General features: G+C 66.9%; 15 protein-coding genes. 4 read left to right on the top strand and 11 right to left on the bottom strand.

Annotated elements, in window-relative coordinates:
- The first annotated feature begins 67 nt into the window (after positions 1–67).
- Entirely contained in the window at positions 68–385 is a 318-nt protein-coding gene (locus IG171_RS18860) for an XRE family transcriptional regulator (protein WP_212128893.1), read from the top strand.
- Positions 386–500: 115 nt separating this feature from the next.
- Here the strand turns inward: IG171_RS18860 and gap are convergent, their stop codons facing one another.
- The 4 genes from gap to IG171_RS18840 form a co-directional block, all read right to left on the bottom strand.
- Positions 501–1,496, bottom strand: a complete 996-nt coding sequence (gap, locus tag IG171_RS18855; RefSeq protein ID WP_212128892.1) for a type I glyceraldehyde-3-phosphate dehydrogenase — start codon at positions 1,494–1,496, stop codon at positions 501–503.
- Between the two features lie 273 nt (positions 1,497–1,769).
- Positions 1,770–2,939: a DJ-1/PfpI family protein gene (locus IG171_RS18850; protein ID WP_249203857.1), complete on the bottom strand. Its 1,170-nt coding sequence runs from the start codon at positions 2,937–2,939 to the stop codon at positions 1,770–1,772.
- 84 nt (positions 2,940–3,023) lie between these two features.
- Positions 3,024–3,365, bottom strand: a complete 342-nt coding sequence (locus IG171_RS18845; RefSeq protein WP_212128891.1) for a carboxymuconolactone decarboxylase family protein — start codon at positions 3,363–3,365, stop codon at positions 3,024–3,026.
- Positions 3,366–3,503: 138 nt separating this feature from the next.
- Positions 3,504–4,946, bottom strand: a complete 1,443-nt coding sequence (locus tag IG171_RS18840) for a serine hydrolase (protein WP_249203855.1) — start codon at positions 4,944–4,946, stop codon at positions 3,504–3,506.
- A 249-nt stretch (positions 4,947–5,195) separates the two neighbouring features.
- Here IG171_RS18840 and IG171_RS18835 point away from each other — a divergent pair, with 249 nt between their 5' ends.
- The gene (locus IG171_RS18835; protein ID WP_212127466.1) at positions 5,196–5,636 is read left to right on the top strand and encodes a transposase; all 441 of its coding nucleotides are present in this window, start codon (positions 5,196–5,198) and stop codon (positions 5,634–5,636) included.
- Between the two features lie 71 nt (positions 5,637–5,707).
- Positions 5,708–6,658: an IS3 family transposase gene (locus IG171_RS18830; RefSeq protein ID WP_249203629.1), complete on the top strand. Its 951-nt coding sequence runs from the start codon at positions 5,708–5,710 to the stop codon at positions 6,656–6,658.
- Between the two features lie 93 nt (positions 6,659–6,751).
- Here the strand turns inward: IG171_RS18830 and IG171_RS18825 are convergent, their stop codons facing one another.
- The 7 genes from IG171_RS18825 to IG171_RS18795 all read right to left on the bottom strand — a co-directional run bounded on the left by IG171_RS18825 (position 6,752) and on the right by IG171_RS18795 (position 14,719).
- Positions 6,752–7,372 carry a response regulator transcription factor gene (locus tag IG171_RS18825; RefSeq protein ID WP_212128890.1) on the bottom strand — a complete coding sequence of 207 codons (621 nt, stop codon included), beginning with the start codon at positions 7,370–7,372 and terminating at the stop codon, positions 6,752–6,754.
- On the bottom strand, positions 7,369–8,694 hold the full coding sequence (locus IG171_RS18820) for a sensor histidine kinase (protein WP_249203852.1): 1,326 nt from the start codon (positions 8,692–8,694) through the stop codon (positions 7,369–7,371). The genes IG171_RS18825 and IG171_RS18820 overlap by 4 nt, the downstream gene beginning before the upstream one ends.
- Before the next feature lie 200 nt (positions 8,695–8,894).
- On the bottom strand, positions 8,895–11,195 hold the full coding sequence (locus IG171_RS18815) for an MMPL family transporter (RefSeq protein ID WP_212128889.1): 2,301 nt from the start codon (positions 11,193–11,195) through the stop codon (positions 8,895–8,897).
- 316 nt (positions 11,196–11,511) lie between these two features.
- Positions 11,512–12,078, bottom strand: coding sequence for an isochorismatase family protein (locus IG171_RS18810; RefSeq protein WP_212128887.1), 567 nt, complete (start codon positions 12,076–12,078; stop codon positions 11,512–11,514).
- 88 nt (positions 12,079–12,166) lie between these two features.
- Complete coding sequence (locus tag IG171_RS18805; protein ID WP_212128885.1) at positions 12,167–12,994, bottom strand: siderophore-interacting protein; 828 nt, start codon at positions 12,992–12,994, stop codon at positions 12,167–12,169.
- Between the two features lie 103 nt (positions 12,995–13,097).
- Positions 13,098–13,574 (bottom strand): DoxX family protein, encoded by a 477-nt coding sequence (locus IG171_RS18800; protein WP_212128883.1) that lies wholly within the window; start codon positions 13,572–13,574, stop codon positions 13,098–13,100.
- A gap of 83 nt (positions 13,575–13,657) precedes the next feature.
- Positions 13,658–14,719: a type II CAAX endopeptidase family protein gene (locus tag IG171_RS18795; protein ID WP_249203850.1), complete on the bottom strand. Its 1,062-nt coding sequence runs from the start codon at positions 14,717–14,719 to the stop codon at positions 13,658–13,660.
- A gap of 198 nt (positions 14,720–14,917) precedes the next feature.
- Between IG171_RS18795 and IG171_RS18790 the strand changes: the two genes are divergently transcribed.
- Positions 14,918–16,435, top strand: coding sequence for an amino acid permease (locus tag IG171_RS18790; RefSeq protein ID WP_212128881.1), 1,518 nt, complete (start codon positions 14,918–14,920; stop codon positions 16,433–16,435).
- Positions 16,436–16,922 lie beyond the last annotated feature (487 nt).

The following is a 16,922-nucleotide window of genomic DNA, read 5'->3' as shown; positions in this document are numbered from 1 at the left end:
GGCGCGGATGCGTGTCCACGCACAGGACCGTCTGGAACGGCGAGAGCTTCTCTGGCAAGGTAAGTACATGAGTGAACAGCAGATCATCATCGACGGGCCGCTGGCCCGCGCAGCCCGTGCCCTCTGCCGCGTCTCGGCGAAGGAAGTCGCATCCAGAGCCCGCCTCGACAAGTCCGAACTCAAACGGTTCGAAAAGGGCCTCGAGGACCTCACCGAACAGCAGGAGACCCGCCTGCATGAGGCCCTGCAGGAATTCGGCGCCCAGATCATCCCCGACAACACGGTCGCAGGCTACGGAGTCCGCCTCAAGTTCAATCGCGCCAAGGTCCGCGCCATCGAACGGTGGGAGGAAGAAGGCGGCACCGCCGCCGACGACGACGTCTGAGTTCGCACCGCGAAACCGCAGATGACACGACTGCGGCCCCGGACCTGCCATGAGCAGTTCCGGGGCCGCAGCTGCGCTCACAGGCGACGATGGACCGCCTCGGCGCGGGGGATGATCAGTTGCGACCGATGAACTCGAGGTTGTCGACAACGCGGTTGGAGAAGCCCCATTCGTTGTCGTACCAGGCCACGACCTTCACATGCTTGCCGGCGACGCGGGTGAGTGCGGCGTCGAAGATCGATGACGCGGACTGGCCGGTGATGTCGGACGAGACTACCGGCTCGGTCTCGTACTCGAGGATGCCCTTGAGCTCGCCGTCGGCGGCCTTTTTGTAGGCCTCGAGCACCTCGTCGCGGGTGACCTCACGGGAGACGGTCGTGTTGATCTCGACGATCGAGCCCACCGGCACCGGGACGCGGATGGCGTCACCGCTGAGCTTGCCGTCGAGCTGCGGGAGGACCAGGCCGATGGCCTTGGCCGCACCGGTCGAGGTGGGGATGATGTTCTCGGCCGCGGCGCGGGAGCGGCGGGGGTCCTTGTGCGGGCCGTCCTGGACCATCTGGTCACCGGTGTAGGCGTGGACCGTGGTCATGAAGCCCTGCTCGATGCCGGCGAGGTCGTCGAGGACCTTGGCCAGCGGAGCCAGCGCGTTCGTCGTGCACGAGGCATTGGAGATGACGGTGTGCTCGGGCTTGTAGGCCTCATTGTTGACACCGTAGGCGAGGGTGACATCGGCACCCTTCGAGGGGGCGCTGACGAGGACCTTCTTGGCTCCCGCGTCGAGGTGGGCGCGGGCCTTGTCGGCCTTCGTGAAGCGGCCGGTGGATTCGAGGGCGACGTCGACGTCGAGCTCGCCCCAGGGCAGCTTCGCGGGATCCTTCTCAGCGTAGACCTTGATCGACTTGCCATCGATGATGATCGAGTCGTCGGTGGTCTCGACGGTGTGGTTGAAACGGCCGAGCGTGGTGTCGAACTTCAGCAGCCGGGCGAGATCCGCGATGGGGCCGAGGTCATTGATGGCCACGACTTCGAGTTCACTGCCGCGCTCGATCAGCGCCCGAAGGGTGTTGCGTCCGATGCGGCCGAAACCGTTGATAGCAATGCGAGTCAATGTCACTCCTTGAACACGGGATTCGTCTTGATATCTCCATCATGATCGTTTCCTCACCACAGCAACAGTGGCCAGACAGACAATCTCCGCAAGCTTATCGCCAGACTTATTGCCAGATATCGAAAGTTTCAGGCCAGTGTGATCGGGGTCTCCGCCAGACCGCGCAGAACCGTGCGCGAGCCGTCCGCGAAGGTCGCCACCTCAGCCCCGGCGGGAGTGCCGGCCCCAGCCCCGGCGGGAGTGTTCGCCTCGCCCCTGGCGGGAGTGTTCGCTTCAGCCCTGGAAGGAGTGCCGGTAGTCGTTCGGCGAGGTCGAGAGGATGCGATGGAAGTGCATCCGCAGGTTCGCACCGGTGCCCAGACCCACTTGGTCGGCGATCTGCTCGATGCCCAGATCGCTGTTCTCGAGCAGCTCGCGGGCCAGGTCGACCCGGGCGCGCAGCACCCACTGCATGGGCGTGTAGCCGGTGTCTTCGACGAAGCGGCGGGAGAAGGTGCGCACGGAGACTCCGGCGTTGGCGGCGAGATCGCGCAGGGTCAGTTTCTCGCCGATGTGCTGCAGCGCCCATTCGCGGGTGTCGGCGAAGTCGTCCCCGAGCGGATCGGGCACGCTGCGGGGCACGTACTGCGCCTGGCCCGCACTGCGATAGGCCGCGGCCACCAGCCGCCTGGCGACCTGGTTGGACAGGCCGACTCCGTGATCGCTGCGGATGAGGTGGAGGCAGAGATCGATCGCCGAGGCGGCTCCGGCCGAGGTCAGCAGCTGTCCTTCGTCGATGAAGAGGACGTTCTCGTCGACCTCGATCGCGGGGAAGCGTCGGCCGAGTTCCTTCGCCGTCGACCAGTGTGTGGTGGCCCGCCGTCCGCCGAGCAGGCCGGTGCGCGCGAGTACGAAGGTGCCCGTCGAGATCGCGGCGATCCGCGTTCCGCGCTCGAAGGCCGACAGCAGCGCGCCGATGACCGCTGCCGGCGGTTCCTCGACCACCGCCGAGGTGGCCCCGGGCAGGATGATCGTATCCGCGCTCGTGAGCGCCTCGAGTCCGTGGTCGACGGAATAGTCCAGGCCGTCGGAGCCTGTCACCGCTCCTGCGGTGATGCCGCAGACCTCGACCTCGTAGGGCCAGATTCCTGCGGGGACGGGCGAGGCCGCTGCACCGGGTGGGAGACCTGCGGCCGCCGGAGCCACGGCTGCCGAAGGAGCAGCGGGGGCAGGGGAGACCGCGGCGGCCGCGGGTGCGGTGGAAGGGTCCCCGGGAACGGGCGCGACTGCGGCTGCCGAGGTTGCCGCCGGAGCAGGAGGGACCGCGGAGTTCGACTCGGCGCCGAAGACCTGGACGGGGACTCCGAGGTCCATGGCAGACACCCCGTCCAGCGCCAGCACGAGGATGCGGTGCGGACGCGAACGGGGTGCTCTGCGCTGGGGGGTGCGGGACTCATCACTCATGATCGCCTCTCAGTCTAGGCAATCGCCGCTCATCTGCGTCGGTGTCGACACGTTTGGCGGCGAGCAGCCCGCGACGAGGCGGCCTCAGTGCTCGTGGACTCCGGTGAGCTTGAAGCCCAGGCGTCCGTGGGCGAAGGCTCCGCCGGCGCGCAGCGCCGAGGCCGTCCACGCGGTCTCGGCGAGTTCGGTCTCGGTGGCACCGGCCTTGACGGCGGCATTGGAATGGGCGTCGATGCAGTAGGCGCACTGCGTGGTCAGGCCCACCGCATAGGCGATGAGTTCGCGGTACTTCAGAGGGATCTCGCGGCCCTCTTCGGAGAAGACGGCGTTGTTGAACTCGCCGAATGCCTTGAGGATGTCCGGGGTGGTCTCCTTGTAGGCCCGGTCGTACTTGCCGTCGGTGTCGCGGTCGAAGAAGTCGGTCATCGTCGTGCCTCCTGTCATCGGTGTCATTCCGCTCGCCACGCTACCGCCCCGCCTCAGAGTCCGTCTTCCGTTCCGTCACACGGGATTCCTTCTGGCACTGTACGTGGGCGCCATCCGCTGGCTTTCCGCCGCTTCCCCTCAGCAGAGCGTGTTCGGGCCGATGACTCCGCCCGCACCGAGGCTCGGTGCGGCCCCAGTCGTCGGGACCGCCTCGGCGATGGCTTCGAACATGGCCAGGGTCCCGTGCTGGGCGGCCAGGCTCACCGGCTCGGGATCGCTGGAGAACTTCACGCCGACGGTCTGCGTGGCACGGTCGATGTAGAGCATCTGGCCGTGGATTCCGATGCCGATGACGACATTCCGGTCGGCCGAGGGCATCCAGAACTGGCTGCGGTACATGCCTCCGGGATAGGAACGGCCGGACGCCGACGCAGCGAAGACCTCTGCCGAGTCCGCGGCTCCGGTGAAGATGTCCTCGACCCAGGCCGCGGAGAGGACGCGTTCGCCGTTCGCGGTTGCGCCGCCTCGGGCGATCATCTCACCGAAGCGGGCCAGGTCGCGCAGGGTGGTGCTGATGGCACCATCGGCGATCGATCCGCCCCACCGGTCCTGGCACACCTGGGCCGCGTGGGCGGCGCCGATCCTCGACCAGACGTATTCGCTGGCGACGATGGAGAACGGCTGGCCGGTGGCCGCCTCGGCGATCCAGGCGAGCACATCGGTCTCGCAGCTGCGGTAGACGAAGGCCGATCCGTGCTCGCGTTCGCTGGTCAGCCCGGTGAGGAAGTTCTTGATCCCATTCGCCGAGGCGGCCGTCCGGGGCGCGAAATCGACGGCTTCGAACAGGGCCCGGATCTCCGAACCCTTCTCGAGGTATTCCTCGGAGAACTTGATGCCCGACCGCATATCGAGCAGATCGCGGATGGTCGCACCCGCATAGCCGCTCTTCGCCAGGGCGGGCACGTGCGTGGTGACGAGGTCGGTCGGCGCAAGTCTGCCCGCATCGGTGAGCGCACCGATGACGGTGGCGACGATGGACTTGCTCACGGAGAACAGCATGTGCTGGCGGGCGGGCTTCATCGGCCAGGCGTACTCCTCGGCCACGGCGATCCCGTTGCGGGTGACCAGCCAGGCGTCGGTGTGGGTGTTCGCCAGGACGTCGCCGACAGTGGACCAGGAGTCATCGGCTGCGTGCCACTTCTCGGTGTCGACGGCCAGGGACCGGAAGTCGTTCTCAGCGGTGACGTACTCGCGGACGGGGCCGATCCCGCGGGGAATGCCGCTGGTCGGGAAGATCTCCTCCATCCGGGTGAGCGCGAAGGCGAAGTATTCGGGCCACTTCCACGAATCGAGGTCGATCCGTTCGAGGATCGCCTCGGAGGGGTCGACGATGACGTCCTCACTCGCCGAGGTGAGCTCACCGACATGCGGAAGTCTCGGCTCGTCCGGCCCCCTCTGCGTTTTCGCGTTCGGTTCGGCTCCCGAAGCGACCGCGATGCCTTTCGCACTTCCCGAGGCCGCTCCGATGCGGCGGTTGGGCAGTACGGCGGGGCCCGGAGGCACCTCGTCTTCGCCTGCCATATCCCCTCCGCTGTCTCGATGTGCACGGGTCTGCTGGTTCGACGTGCAGGGAACAGACTACCCGGACAGGGAGAAGCGGAGCAGATGGGCCCAGCCGAACGTCCTCGATCCTCCATCGCCGAGACAACGGCAGAGCGCACAGAGCTCAGGCCAACCAACGGTGGAGCGCCGAGACCACGGTGCACGCCCTCTGTGTCAGGCTGTCTTGTGACAGTTATCTGACAATATTGGCGGGGAGAGAAGTCTGTTATGTCTTTTGAAGTTCCGTCCCGTTCCTCGAGCCGCGGGCATTTCACCACGGCCCAGAAACTCGAGATCCTGGACGAATATGACAAATGTATCGAGATGGGTTCTAAAGCCCAGTTGGCTCGGACTGTCGGGGTCAATCCCAGAACGATCTATCAGTGGTTCGTGGACAGAGAAAATGGTTGCCTGACCTCGCGATCGGATCGGTTGAATGGCAATCCCAGTGACAACAAGCTCAAAGCCGCTGAGAAGAAGCAACTCACACAGCTGCAGGCCGAGAACGAAGCGTTGAAGGCCAAACTGGCCAAGTCTGAAGCTGCGGTCGATATCTTGGGAAAAGCGTCCGCGCTCTTGGAAGCGATGTCCAAGAGCGCGACCGCGACAGACCCGACGCTGCCCGAGGTCGAGGCGACCAGGCCGGACTGGATGAGCCCGCCACAGTAAAGGCAATCGGGTTCAGGTTCATCGGCGATCTGATCAGGGTCGGCTGGTCGATCACGGCGGCCTGCGAGTTGATGGGTGTGCATCGTACGAGTTGGTACCGTCACCAGAATCCGGCGGTCCCGGCCGGGGTGCAGGTGCCGCAGAAGGAACGCGACTACCCGAGTCGGATCACCACCGCCGAGGCCGATGCGTTCATGGCGCTGTTGAACTCTGAAGACTATGAGAGCCTGTCTGTCACCCAGGCGTATTGGCGGATGCTCGATGCCGGGCAGGTGCCATTCTCCGCGTCGACGGCTCACCGAGTGGTGGCCGCACACGGGCAGAACGGAGACCGTCGCGCCCAGCGCCGTGGTAACCAGCCCAAACGGCCTAAGCCGGTCCACGCTGCCTGCGCACCGAACCAACTGTGGAGTTGGGACATCACGATGCTGCGCGGTCCCGGCAAGGTCATCTATCGCCTCTATGCCATCATGGACGTTTTCTCCCGCAAGATCGTTGGCCACCGGGTCGAGACTTCCGAGAAATCCGTCCATGCTCAGACCATGATCGATCAGGCTGTGGCAACTAACCAGCAGTACCCGACCGTGCTACACGCCGATAACGGGGCTCCCATGCGCGCGGCAACGACTGTCCAGTTCGCTCAGTCGCTGGGGATCAAGCTGTCCTTTTCCCGGCCCAGAGTGTCGAATGACAACGCGTTTAGTGAATCGACGTTCAAGACCATCAAGTACCACTTGGACTTTCCCACCCGGTTCGAATCCATCGATCATGCTCGTGACTACATGGCCGCGTTCATTGCTGACTACAACGCGAACCACCGCCACAGCGGCCTGAATTATTACACTCCCAACGATGTCCATCACGGACGTACCGAGCTTGTCCGGGCCCGTCGCCAAGCCACTCTGGAGGCCCGTCACTGCGCGCATCCGGAACGATTCCACACCAGCCCCATAGCCGCTGGCCCACCGACCCACGCCGGCATCAATAGCCCAGAAAACACCGAGCTGTCACAAACAGCTTGAAATATACCGCACGCGCAGTGGTCTCGGCGCTCCACCATGGTTTCGGTGGGAGTCGCCGCCTGGGGCCAGGCGCGTCCTGGACCGGGCGGGGGCTCAAACCAGCCCTCGATCCTCGGCGACGCGGATGGCTCGGGCCCGGGAGTCGACGCCGAGCTTGGTGAAGACATTGACGAGGTGACTCTTCACGGTCGCCTCGGTGACGAACAGCTCCTGGGCGATCTGGGCGTTCGAGGCGCCGGTGGCCAGGAGCTTGACGACCTCGCGCTCGCGTCGAGTCAGCTTCGGCCCCGGATTGCGCATGGCGGCGATGGCCTTCGACGAGATCTCGGGCGGCAGGTAGGTGCCTCCCTTCGCCGCCTTCTCGATCGCGATCGAGATGTCGCCGGGGTCGATGTCCTTGAGCAGGTATCCGGAGGCGCCGGCGTTGAGAGCTGCGACGATCTCCGAGTCGAGGTCGAAGGTCGTGAGGATGAGCACCGCCGGCGGGTTCGGCAGTGCCCGCAGCCGCTTGGTCACCTCGATGCCGTCGATCCCCTCCCCCAGTCGCAGGTCGCAGAGGACGACATCGGGGTCGAGCTCGTCGACGATCGCCAGCGCTCCCTCTCCGCTGTCGGCCTCGCCGATGACGGCGATGTGCTCGGGGGCGTCGACGACCGACCGCAGACCGGCCCGCACGACCGGATGGTCATCGACGAGGATCACTCGAATGCTCATGGGCTCTCCCCTGGGTCGGTGTCGCTGTGTTCGCTGCCGCCGACGGTGCCGATCCCACCCTCGCCGAGGCGACCCGCACTGTCCGCAACCGTGCCCTGAGCGGATGTGCCGAGGCCTCCGCCCCGCGTGCGCAGCTGGGATTGGCCCGGCAGGGTCGCCGAGATCGCGAAGCCCGAGCCCGGCATCGATTCGATGACGAGCTCGCCTCCGAGCTCGCTCATCCGCGACCCGATGAAGTCGAGGCCGAATCCCGACTCGGGATTCCGCCGCCGATTCTCCGGATCGTCCATACCGACGCCGTCGTCGACGATGTCCATTCTGATCGCCCCGTCGACGTCCATGAGGCTGATCATTACCCGACTGGCCCGGGAGTGCTGGCGGACATTGGCCAGGGCCGACTGCGCAGTCCGCAGCAGCGCCACTTCCACCTCGGCGGACAGGGTCGGCAGGGCGTCATCGAGGTCGAGGCGACCGACGATGGACGTGTCCTCCTCCAGTCGAGTCAGCAGCCGGCGGATGGCGGCGGACAGAGCCCCGTCCTCGAGTTCGGCCGGGGCCAGGGCCGCGATGATGCGACGGACGTCGCGAGACCCCTGGGCGGCGAGGTCCTCGACCTGTCCCAGCACCTGAGCGGCGTGGTCATCGGTGGTGCGCTCCGCCTCGGCGTGGGCGATGAGCCGGATGGATGAGATCGACTGGGCGATCGTGTCGTGGATGTCGCGGGAGACGCGGGTGCGCTCCTGGATCTCACCGGCATGGCGCTGGGTCAGCGCGAGCTCATCCTGGAGGTCGAGCAGGTTCTGATGGGCGAGCTCGAGCGAGCGCAGCAGCTCCTCGCGACGTCGGCCTTCGCGGAGCAGTTCGATGTAGCCCTGCGAGAGCCCGAGGGCGAAGACGGCTCCGATGAGGGATCCGATGATGCTCGGCGCGAGCACTTGCCCGTAGTGCGCCAGCGGTGCGACGACGGTCGCAATGTAGGTCAGCGCGGTGAAGACGATGGCGATGCGCAGGGAGAACAGGTGGCCGGCCAGCAGCCAGAGGAGGAACGCGACCCAGATGAATTCGGCGGAGACGAGCAGGGTGCACAGCCAGGCGGCGGCGAGGACGATCAGCCACCATTTCGCGAGTACGAGCGCACCTGTGCGGGCGGCGCGGACGGCGCCGAGGGTGTACCAGGAGAGGAAGACAACGCTCACGGCGATGGCCGCGATCAGCGGTGCGCCGTTGGTCACGGCGCGGATGCAGGCGATGACGGTCAGGACGACGGCGATGGCGTGCTGGCCGATCTCCATCGTGCGTTCCGTCCATCTGCGTGCGCCCACGCTGTCACCTTCCCGCCGATGCGCCTCGGCGGTGCCGGGGCGCTGAAGTCCTGCTCTCGTGATTCTTCCTGCCAACTCAATCACATCCGTCGCTGGTGTGAAATGCGGACGTCGATGTGCCGGCGGGCCCGCCCGTCCCCGGGCAGGTCCGCCGGCGGGCCTGCCCACCGACGGGTCCGCCCACCGCGATGACCTCCGGCTCAGTGCCTGCCGCGATGCGATCCGCTGCCTGCGTGCTCCTTCTCGGCCAGCAGGTGCATGCTCTCTCCCTGCTGGCGGCCTTTTTCCTCCGGCTGGCGAGCGGGTTCGGAATCCTCGCCCGACCGGTGTGTGATCGCCCGGTTCGGCCACCACACCGCATTGCCCGCGAGTCCGAAGATCGAAGGCACGATGACGGTGCGCACGATGATCGTGTCGACGAGGACTCCGACTCCGACGATGAGTCCGAGCTGGCCGAGGACCATGAGCGGCAGCATGCCGAGCGCCGCGAACACTCCGGCCAGGACGATGCCGGCGCTGGTGATGACCCCACCGGTGTGGGCGACGGCCTCGACCATGCCCTGCCGTCCGCCGTGGACGACCGACTCCTTCTTCACCCGGTGGGCGAGGAAGATCGAGTAGTCGATGCCCAGTGCCACGAGGAAGAGGAACGCGAGGATCGGCACCTGCGCGTCGAGCGCGGACTGGCCGAAGATCGTCCGCGACAGGAACGCGCCGAGCCCGATCGCCGCGGCCGAGGACACCACGTTGACCAGCAGCAGGGTGAGCGCCGCGACCGGTGCCCGCAGAATGCCGAGCAGGATGATGAAGCTGATCACCAGGACCATCGGGACGATGGTGAAGAAGTCGGCCCGGTTGCCGTCACGGGCGTCGAGCTCCGTGGCCGCGGCACCTCCCACCTCGGCATCGGCGCCGTCGATGGCATGGACGTCGCCGCGGATGTCCTCGACGAGTTCGAGCCCCTTCGCACTGTCGGGTTCGAACTCGCCGGTGACCATGATCTTCGTGACCGAGGCGCCGTCGACGGTCGCCTCATCGATCGCCGAGGCGCGCACGACACCGTCGAGACCGCCCACGGAGTCGACCACCTCATCGGCGTGCTCGGTGTCCGCCACGATCCAGATCGGCTGCGATTCCCCGGGTGGGAAATGCTCGGACAGGACGTCGAGGCCCTGCGCCGATTCGGACTGGACGCGGAACTTCTCGGTCTGGTCGAGTCCGATCGAGGACCCGATGAACCCGGAGGCCATGACGCCGAGGATGACGATTCCCGCACCGAGGTGCAGCCACGGTTTCCGGACCACGCGGGTGGCGATTCTCCGCCAGACCGAGGGCTTCGCCGAGGCGGCCTCGTCCGCCGCTCGGTCGCCGAGCTCCCGCACCGAGTGCGGGGCCGCCTCGGCGGGGGTGGCGCCTCCATCCGCATTCTGCACGGAGACAGCGTCGTCGACCTGGGGAACGAAGGGCCAGAACATCTTCTTGCCGCAGATCGCGAGCACGGGAGGCAGGGCGATGAGCACCGCGACGGCGGAGATGATGAGGCCGACGGCGGCTGTGATGCCGAGTCCGCGGGTGCCGGGGATGACGGCGAAGACGAGGCTGAGCAGGGACAGGACGACGGTGAGGTTCGAGGCGAGGATCGTCGTCGCGGTATGGGTCCACGCTTCGGCGAGTGCGGTGCGGTGATCGGCGATGCGTCGCAGCTCCTCCCGATAGCGGGAGATGAGCAGGAGGGCATAGTTCGCGCCCGCACCGAAGACGAGGACGCTGATGATGCCCGCATCGAACCGCAGCTCGAGCCAGTCTCCGACTGCCGCGGTCACGGTCGAGGCGAGACCGTCGGCGGTGCCGATGACGATGAGCGGAAGCAGCCACAGGATGGGTGAGCGGTAGGTGATGATCAGCAGCAGCGCCACGATGACGACGGTGACGATGAGCAGGGTGAAATCGGCTCCGTCGAACGCCGAGGCGATGTCGGCGCCGATCGCGGGACCGCCGGTGACCAGCAGGGACATGCCCTCATCTGTGAGTCCTGAGGCGGTCGGGTCATCGGCGATGGTGGTCCGCAGATCGTCGACGGTCTCGGCCGTGTCCGAGTTCGTCAGCCCCACCTCGATGGGCACCATGAGCAGGGCGGCCTGCTTGTCGTCGCTGAGTATCGGCCCGGTCACCTTCTCATCGGCTTCGTCGCCGACGGACTGGCCGAGTGAACTGCCGAGCTTCTTCAGTTGCGCCTGGTCATCGGCGGACAGTTCGGACCCGTCGTCGTTCGAGGCCACAACCATGACGGACTGTCTGTCGGCCTCGGGGAACTCAACGAGGATCTGCTGAGCCTGGGTGGATTCGGAGTCGGCCGGAGCGTTCTCGGTGGGACGGTCCTCGCCCGCCCCGGACAGGAGTCCGAAGATCAGGGCCACGACGACGACCACCCCGCCGAGGACGAGCCACGAACCGCGCTTCGATGTCAGTGTGCGGGCGGCTGCTGTCAGGAACGAGTTCATGACTCAAGTCCATCAATTCACCGACCTCGGCACATCGCCTAAGAGTTCAGATCTGGCCTGCAACTTTCGATGGGGAAAACGCCCTGACCTGGGGCGATAATGGAAGCTGGAGGTGAAGGGGCATCGTCGGGAGGGCGGCTCCTGGGCAGCTCCGGGGAGGCTCCTGGTCTCTCTCACACGGCCCTCCAGGGAGTGTTCTTCAGGCCCACTTACCGGTGAGCCCGAAGAACGTGGCGTTGACGACGCGTTCTTCGGGCTGAGCGATAAGTGAGGCGCTGAGTCCCAGCATAGAAGAGGCCGACGGAGGAGGAGCGTTTCAGGCGAGTTGTCCGCCCGCGGTCTCTACCTCGGACAGCGCGGCCTCACTCGACTCCTCCCCCACTCCGGCGACGAGGTCGGTGAGGACGCGGACCTTCACACCCGAGTCCAATGCGTCGAGGGCGGAGGCGCGCACGCAGTGGTCGGTGGCGATGCCGACGACGTCGAGCTCGGTGACGGTGAGTTCCTCCAGAAGCTCGCCGAGGCTGCTCCCCGTCTCCGTGGTCCCCTGGAAGGCCGAATAATCGGGTCTGCCCTGGCCCTTGCGCACCTCGTGGGTGATCGCTGCGGTCGACAGCAGCGGGTCGAACTCGGCGCCGGTGCTGTCGGCGACGCAGTGGACGGGCCAGCTGTCGACGAAGTCCGGGGTGTCGCTGAAGTGGCCGCCGTTGTCGCTGTCGGCATCATGCCAGTCGCGGGAGGCGATGATCGCGGAGTAGTCCCCGGCATGCGCCTCGAGGTGGCCTGTGATGCCTTCGGCCACGCGGTCGCCGCCGGTCACGCCGAGCGCGCCGCCTTCGGTGAAATCGTTCTGGACATCGACGATGAGAAGTGCCTTGACCATGCTCCGAGCATAGGCGTTTCTGCACTGATTGCCAGGGGGTGAGCGCAATCGCCGGCGACGGAGCCCGGCCTGTGGGCGCTTCCCGCGATCAGCCGGTGGGTTTGTCGGCGAACCAGTAGACCTGGGAGAACTGCTGGGATCGGCCCAGACCCAGCTCACCTCTGACAATGCGGCGGACGTCCTTGACCAGCCCTCGCTCCCCGGCGGCCCAGACGTAGAGACCTTGCGCGTCGAGGTCGAGGCCGCGCAGGTGAGCGGCCAGAGCTCGGCCCGCTCGAAGCTTCGGCTCCACCTCGGCGCTCGATTCCGGGTTCACCCAGTCCCACGTCGAATTCGGGTGGGCGGACACCGGCAGACCGGCCACCTCCTCAGGCTCGGCGACGATCGCCACGGTCACGGCCACCTCGGCGGGGACGGCCTCGCACCAGGAGTTGATGGCCGGCAGCGCGGTGAGGTCACCGGCGAGGAGGAGGTGGGAGGTGTCGTCGGGCAGGTCGATGCGGGCAGGGGTGAGGGCGGCTTCGATTCTCGTGCCGGGACGGACCCGGGCCGCCCACCGAGCGCCGGGCCCGACGTCCGCCGTGCCGGTGTCTGCGGTGCCGATGTCCGCGGTTCCGGACCCACCGCCAGCGGCACCAGGTCCGCTGCCCGCAGTGCTGGCGGACGCGTCCCCGTGGAGGACGAAGTCGAGGCTGAAGGTTCCGGCCTCGAGGTCGATGGCGGCGAAGGTGTAGCCGCGCTGGCTGAGATGGCCCTCGCCCTTCTCGGGGTGCGGGAACCACAGCCGGGTCCACAGAGTCGGAAAGACCTCGTCGAGTTGGGCCAGCAGCTCGGGCCCGGAGAAGTGGATCCGACGGTATCTCGCGGTGAAGTCCTCAATGCCGGTGACGATCACCTCGTGATTCGTGATGCGCATCAGACGCATCACTCCGCGCCGCCAGTTGACCATTCGCACCCGCCCTCTCAGTTTTGTCTTTGATTAGCCTACCCTAAGCAAAGGAGAAACTGAGGGGTGCGGCTCAGGCCTGCTTGAGGGCGCGCTTCTCGGCCTTCTTCGCGGCCTTGGCGGAGGCCTTCTCGATGGCCTTCCGGCTGCTTCCGGAGCCGGCGATCAGCAGCAGTCCGCCGAGGGCGGCGAGGTTCTTCGAGAACTGAGTCTGGTGGGCCTTCGCTTCGCCGCCCTCCATCTCCCAGAAGGAGTGCCCGGCCAGGGTGGTCGGGACGAGGGATCCGGCGAGCGCCCACGCCGACAGTCGCGGCTTGATGCCCAACAGCAGGGTGGTGCCGGCAAGGATCTGCACGCCGCCGTTGATGCGCACGAGCAGCTCGTTGTCATCGGGCAGACCGGGAACGTAGTCGCGCAGGGCGTCGAGCGTCGACTCGGCCATCGCCGCCTTTCCGGCCGGATCCTTCACGGCCGAGTATCCGCCGCTGATGAAGATCGGGGCGGTGAGCATGCGTCCTGCTGTCTGCAGCAGCGATGGTCCAAAAGTCACAGAGTTCTCCTTCAGTCGGTGGGGGCTTTGAGCCTAACCGACGCCGGGCCCGCGCCTCAAGAATCACGGATGGTCCCCGGGCTTCACGCGTGCGCGGCGGGTTTCGCCCTGGTCCCCAGCTCCGGGCGCTTGCGGAACTGCCCGGTGGCTGCGAGGACTGCGATGACGACCGCAGAGACGATCCATCCTGAGGCACCGAGGAAGGTGACGAGCGCGGGGTCGGGGGTCGGCGCCTCGGCGTCGATGAGCAGCACGAGCAGCATGCTGGTCGATCCGTTGAGTGCCGCGTGGGCGAAGACGGCCGGCCAGACGGAACCGGTGCGCAGGCGCAGCCAGCCGAAGAGGACGCCGAGCATCACGCAGCCGAGCACCATCAGCCCCAGACCTGTGATGTCGGGGCGATTGAAGTTGTAGCCGAGCAGGATCAGCGGCGCATGCCACAGGCCCCAGACGGCACCGACGATGAGCAGGGCCGGCCAGGTGCCCAGCGGCCGCAGGCTCGTCAGCAGCCAGCCCCGCCACCCGAACTCCTCGCCGATGGTGACGAAGACGGTGGCCACCGAGCTGATCACCATGAGCAGCAGGAAGAGACCGACGGCAACTGTGATCGGCACCGAGTCCAAGCCCGGGAGCGTGGCCATCTGCTGTTCGAACCCCGACAGCCCGCTCAGATCGAGACCGAGCCAACCGAAGGCGCCGCTGAGCAGGTAGCCGAGGACAACGAGAACCATAATGCCGAAGAAGGCTCCCACGGTCGTCCAGATGACTCGGCCGAACGGCCGCAGCGGCCAGAATCCGAAGTAGCGAGGTGCACTGGCCAGGGCCTGCGCCCTTCGCCGTGCCCGTCGGCGCTGCACGAGGAAGGCGACGAAGCCGGCGATCAGCGGCGTGAACATCATCACCCCGCCGTAGAGCTGGACGGCCAGAGGGTCGCTGAGCCCCTGGCCGGTGACCCACAGGGGCAGGCACACGAGCCAAGCGAGTCCGAAGGCGATGAGGACGAAGAGGCCGAGCTCGAGCCAGGGAACTGCGGCCGGTTCGACCGCGAGCGGACGCCCCTTCGCGTCGACGGCCTCGGCGGTGTCGACCGTCGGATCGGCCGGTCCGGACACCTCGGCGGATTCGGTGGGTCCCTGCGAATTCACGCTCTCTCCTCTTTCCTCGACGATGTCCGACCGAGCGGCGGCGGTGCCGGTGTCTGCGGGTGTGATTCCACACTACGACCCGAGGCGGCATGACACCTCCGCCACGAGAGGGAGACCAGGATCGTCCACGCGGGCGAGATTCGGCGCTACGATGACGAACAGCTGAAGAATCAACGTCGATTCGAACGAAGGTGCCCCATGTCCGATCGCCCCTCAGCCGCCGAGGATCCCTCAGGCGACCATCTCTCCGATCCCGACCACCTGGCCGTCCTCGGCTACGGCGACTCCTTCGAGCGGTCGATGAGTCCTTGGGCGAACTTCGCCCTCGGCTTCACCTACCTGTCTCCGCTCGTCGGCGTCTACTCGCTGCTGGCCGTGGCCCTGTCGACCGGCGGGCCTCCGTCGATCTGGTGGATCGTCATCGTCGCCTGCGGCCAGCTGCTCGTCGCCCTCATCTTCGGCGAAGTCGTCTCCCAGTTCCCCATCGCCGGCGGGATCTACCCCTGGGCCCGGAGGCTGTGGAGCAAGCGATACGCCTGGATGGCGGCGTGGGTCTACATCTGCGCGCTCATCGTCACCATCACTTCGGTGTCGGAGTTCGGGGCCGGGTTCCTCGCCAGCCTGTTCGGGCTCGAACTCAATCGCAACAGCACACTCGTCCTCGCTCTGGCCCTGCTCGTGCTGGCACTGGCGATCAACTTCTCCGGGACGAAATGGCTCGCCCGCATCGCGCGCATCGGCTTCTTCGCCGAACTCATCGGCGTCATCGGACTCGGCCTGTTCCTGCTCATCTTCGAACGCAAGCACAGCTTCTCCGTCTTCTTCGACACCATGGGCACCGCCGGTGACGGCAGCTACCTGCCGGTGTTCATGGGCGCAGCGGTGGCCGGCCTGTTCCTCTTCTACGACTTCGAGGCCTGCGGCGACGTCGCCGAGGAGGTCTCGAACCCGGCCCGAGGCATCCCCAAGGCCATGCTCATGACGATCTTCGTCGGCGCGGTCTCGGCCCTGTTCTCCTTCGGCGGCTACGTCTTGGCCGCGCCGAACCTCGAGGAGATCGTCGCCGGAGAGGTCGAGGCCCCGATCCCCGCGATCCTCGCCGGCAGCCTCGGCGATGCGGGTGCGAAGATCTTCCTGCTCGTCGCGATCACTGCTTTCATCTCCTGCGTGCTCAGCCTGCAGGCCGCCGCGTCGCGCCTGATCTTCAGCTTCGCCCGCGACGGGATGATGCCCGGCCATCGGTGGCTGTCGAAGGTCGCCGATGGCACGAAGATCCCACACAACGCCCTCATCGTCGCCTGCACGGCGCCGGCGCTGATCTGCGTGCTCATCTGGTTCAACGACGGGATCCTCGTGGCCGTGACCTCGTTCGCGATCCTCGGCATCTACCTGGCCTTCCAGATGGTCGTCCTCGGCACTCTCCGGCAGCGGGCCAGGGGCTGGAAGCCCGCGGCGCCGTGGTCGCTGGGCGGTTGGGGCATTGTCGTCAACATCGCGGCCCTGGCCTACGGCATCTTCGCGATGATCCTGCTGTCGCTGCCCGGAGACTCCGGGTCGTTCTTCGCCGACTGGATCGTGCTCATCGGCCTCGTCGTGGTGCTGACCGTCGGGTTCATCTACCTCTTCACGGCCCGCCCGGACCGCAAGTCCGATGCCCCGGAGGACGATGCCATCGCCGTCGCCGAGGCGATCCGAGCCCACCGCGCGAAGCAATGAGGCCGCGGGCGCGGCGCGGCGGGGGCCGCGGGCGCTGCGGGTCGGCGGGCGCGTCGAGGCAGGCGGGTCGGCGCCAGAGGACTGGCCTGCGGGCAGACGGCATCGATCCGAAGACCTGGTCGCAATCGGACACTTCCCGCGCTGAGAACTATCCGATCGCGACCACCGTTCGGCCGCGAGGTTCGGGCCACGCAAGCACTCCGCGCTCGTACACGCAGCCGAGGACCGCAATGCGAGCGTCCCACCGCTCGCTGGACCCCGACCGGCCACAGCCACTTGCACGCCTGGGCCTGAGCACAGCGGTCCCGGGGACCAGAGCTGCAGGCCCCGGGAACCAGGGCTGAAGCAGGGGCCTCCCCCGGTGATGGCCCCGGCGGGTGGTCGCAATCGGACATTTTCGGCGCTGAGAGATGTCCGATTGCGACCACACTCTGCTCGGGCCCCTCCGCGCCAGACACCGCAAGCAGCCCGGCCTGCAAGGCGAGGC

It is taken from the genome of Brevibacterium sp. SMBL_HHYL_HB1 (assembly GCF_018208375.1).
In the GTDB taxonomy this organism is placed as follows: Bacteria; Actinomycetota; Actinomycetes; order Actinomycetales; family Brevibacteriaceae; genus Brevibacterium; species Brevibacterium intestinavium.
This window is presented reverse-complemented; position numbering and strand designations above follow the sequence as displayed.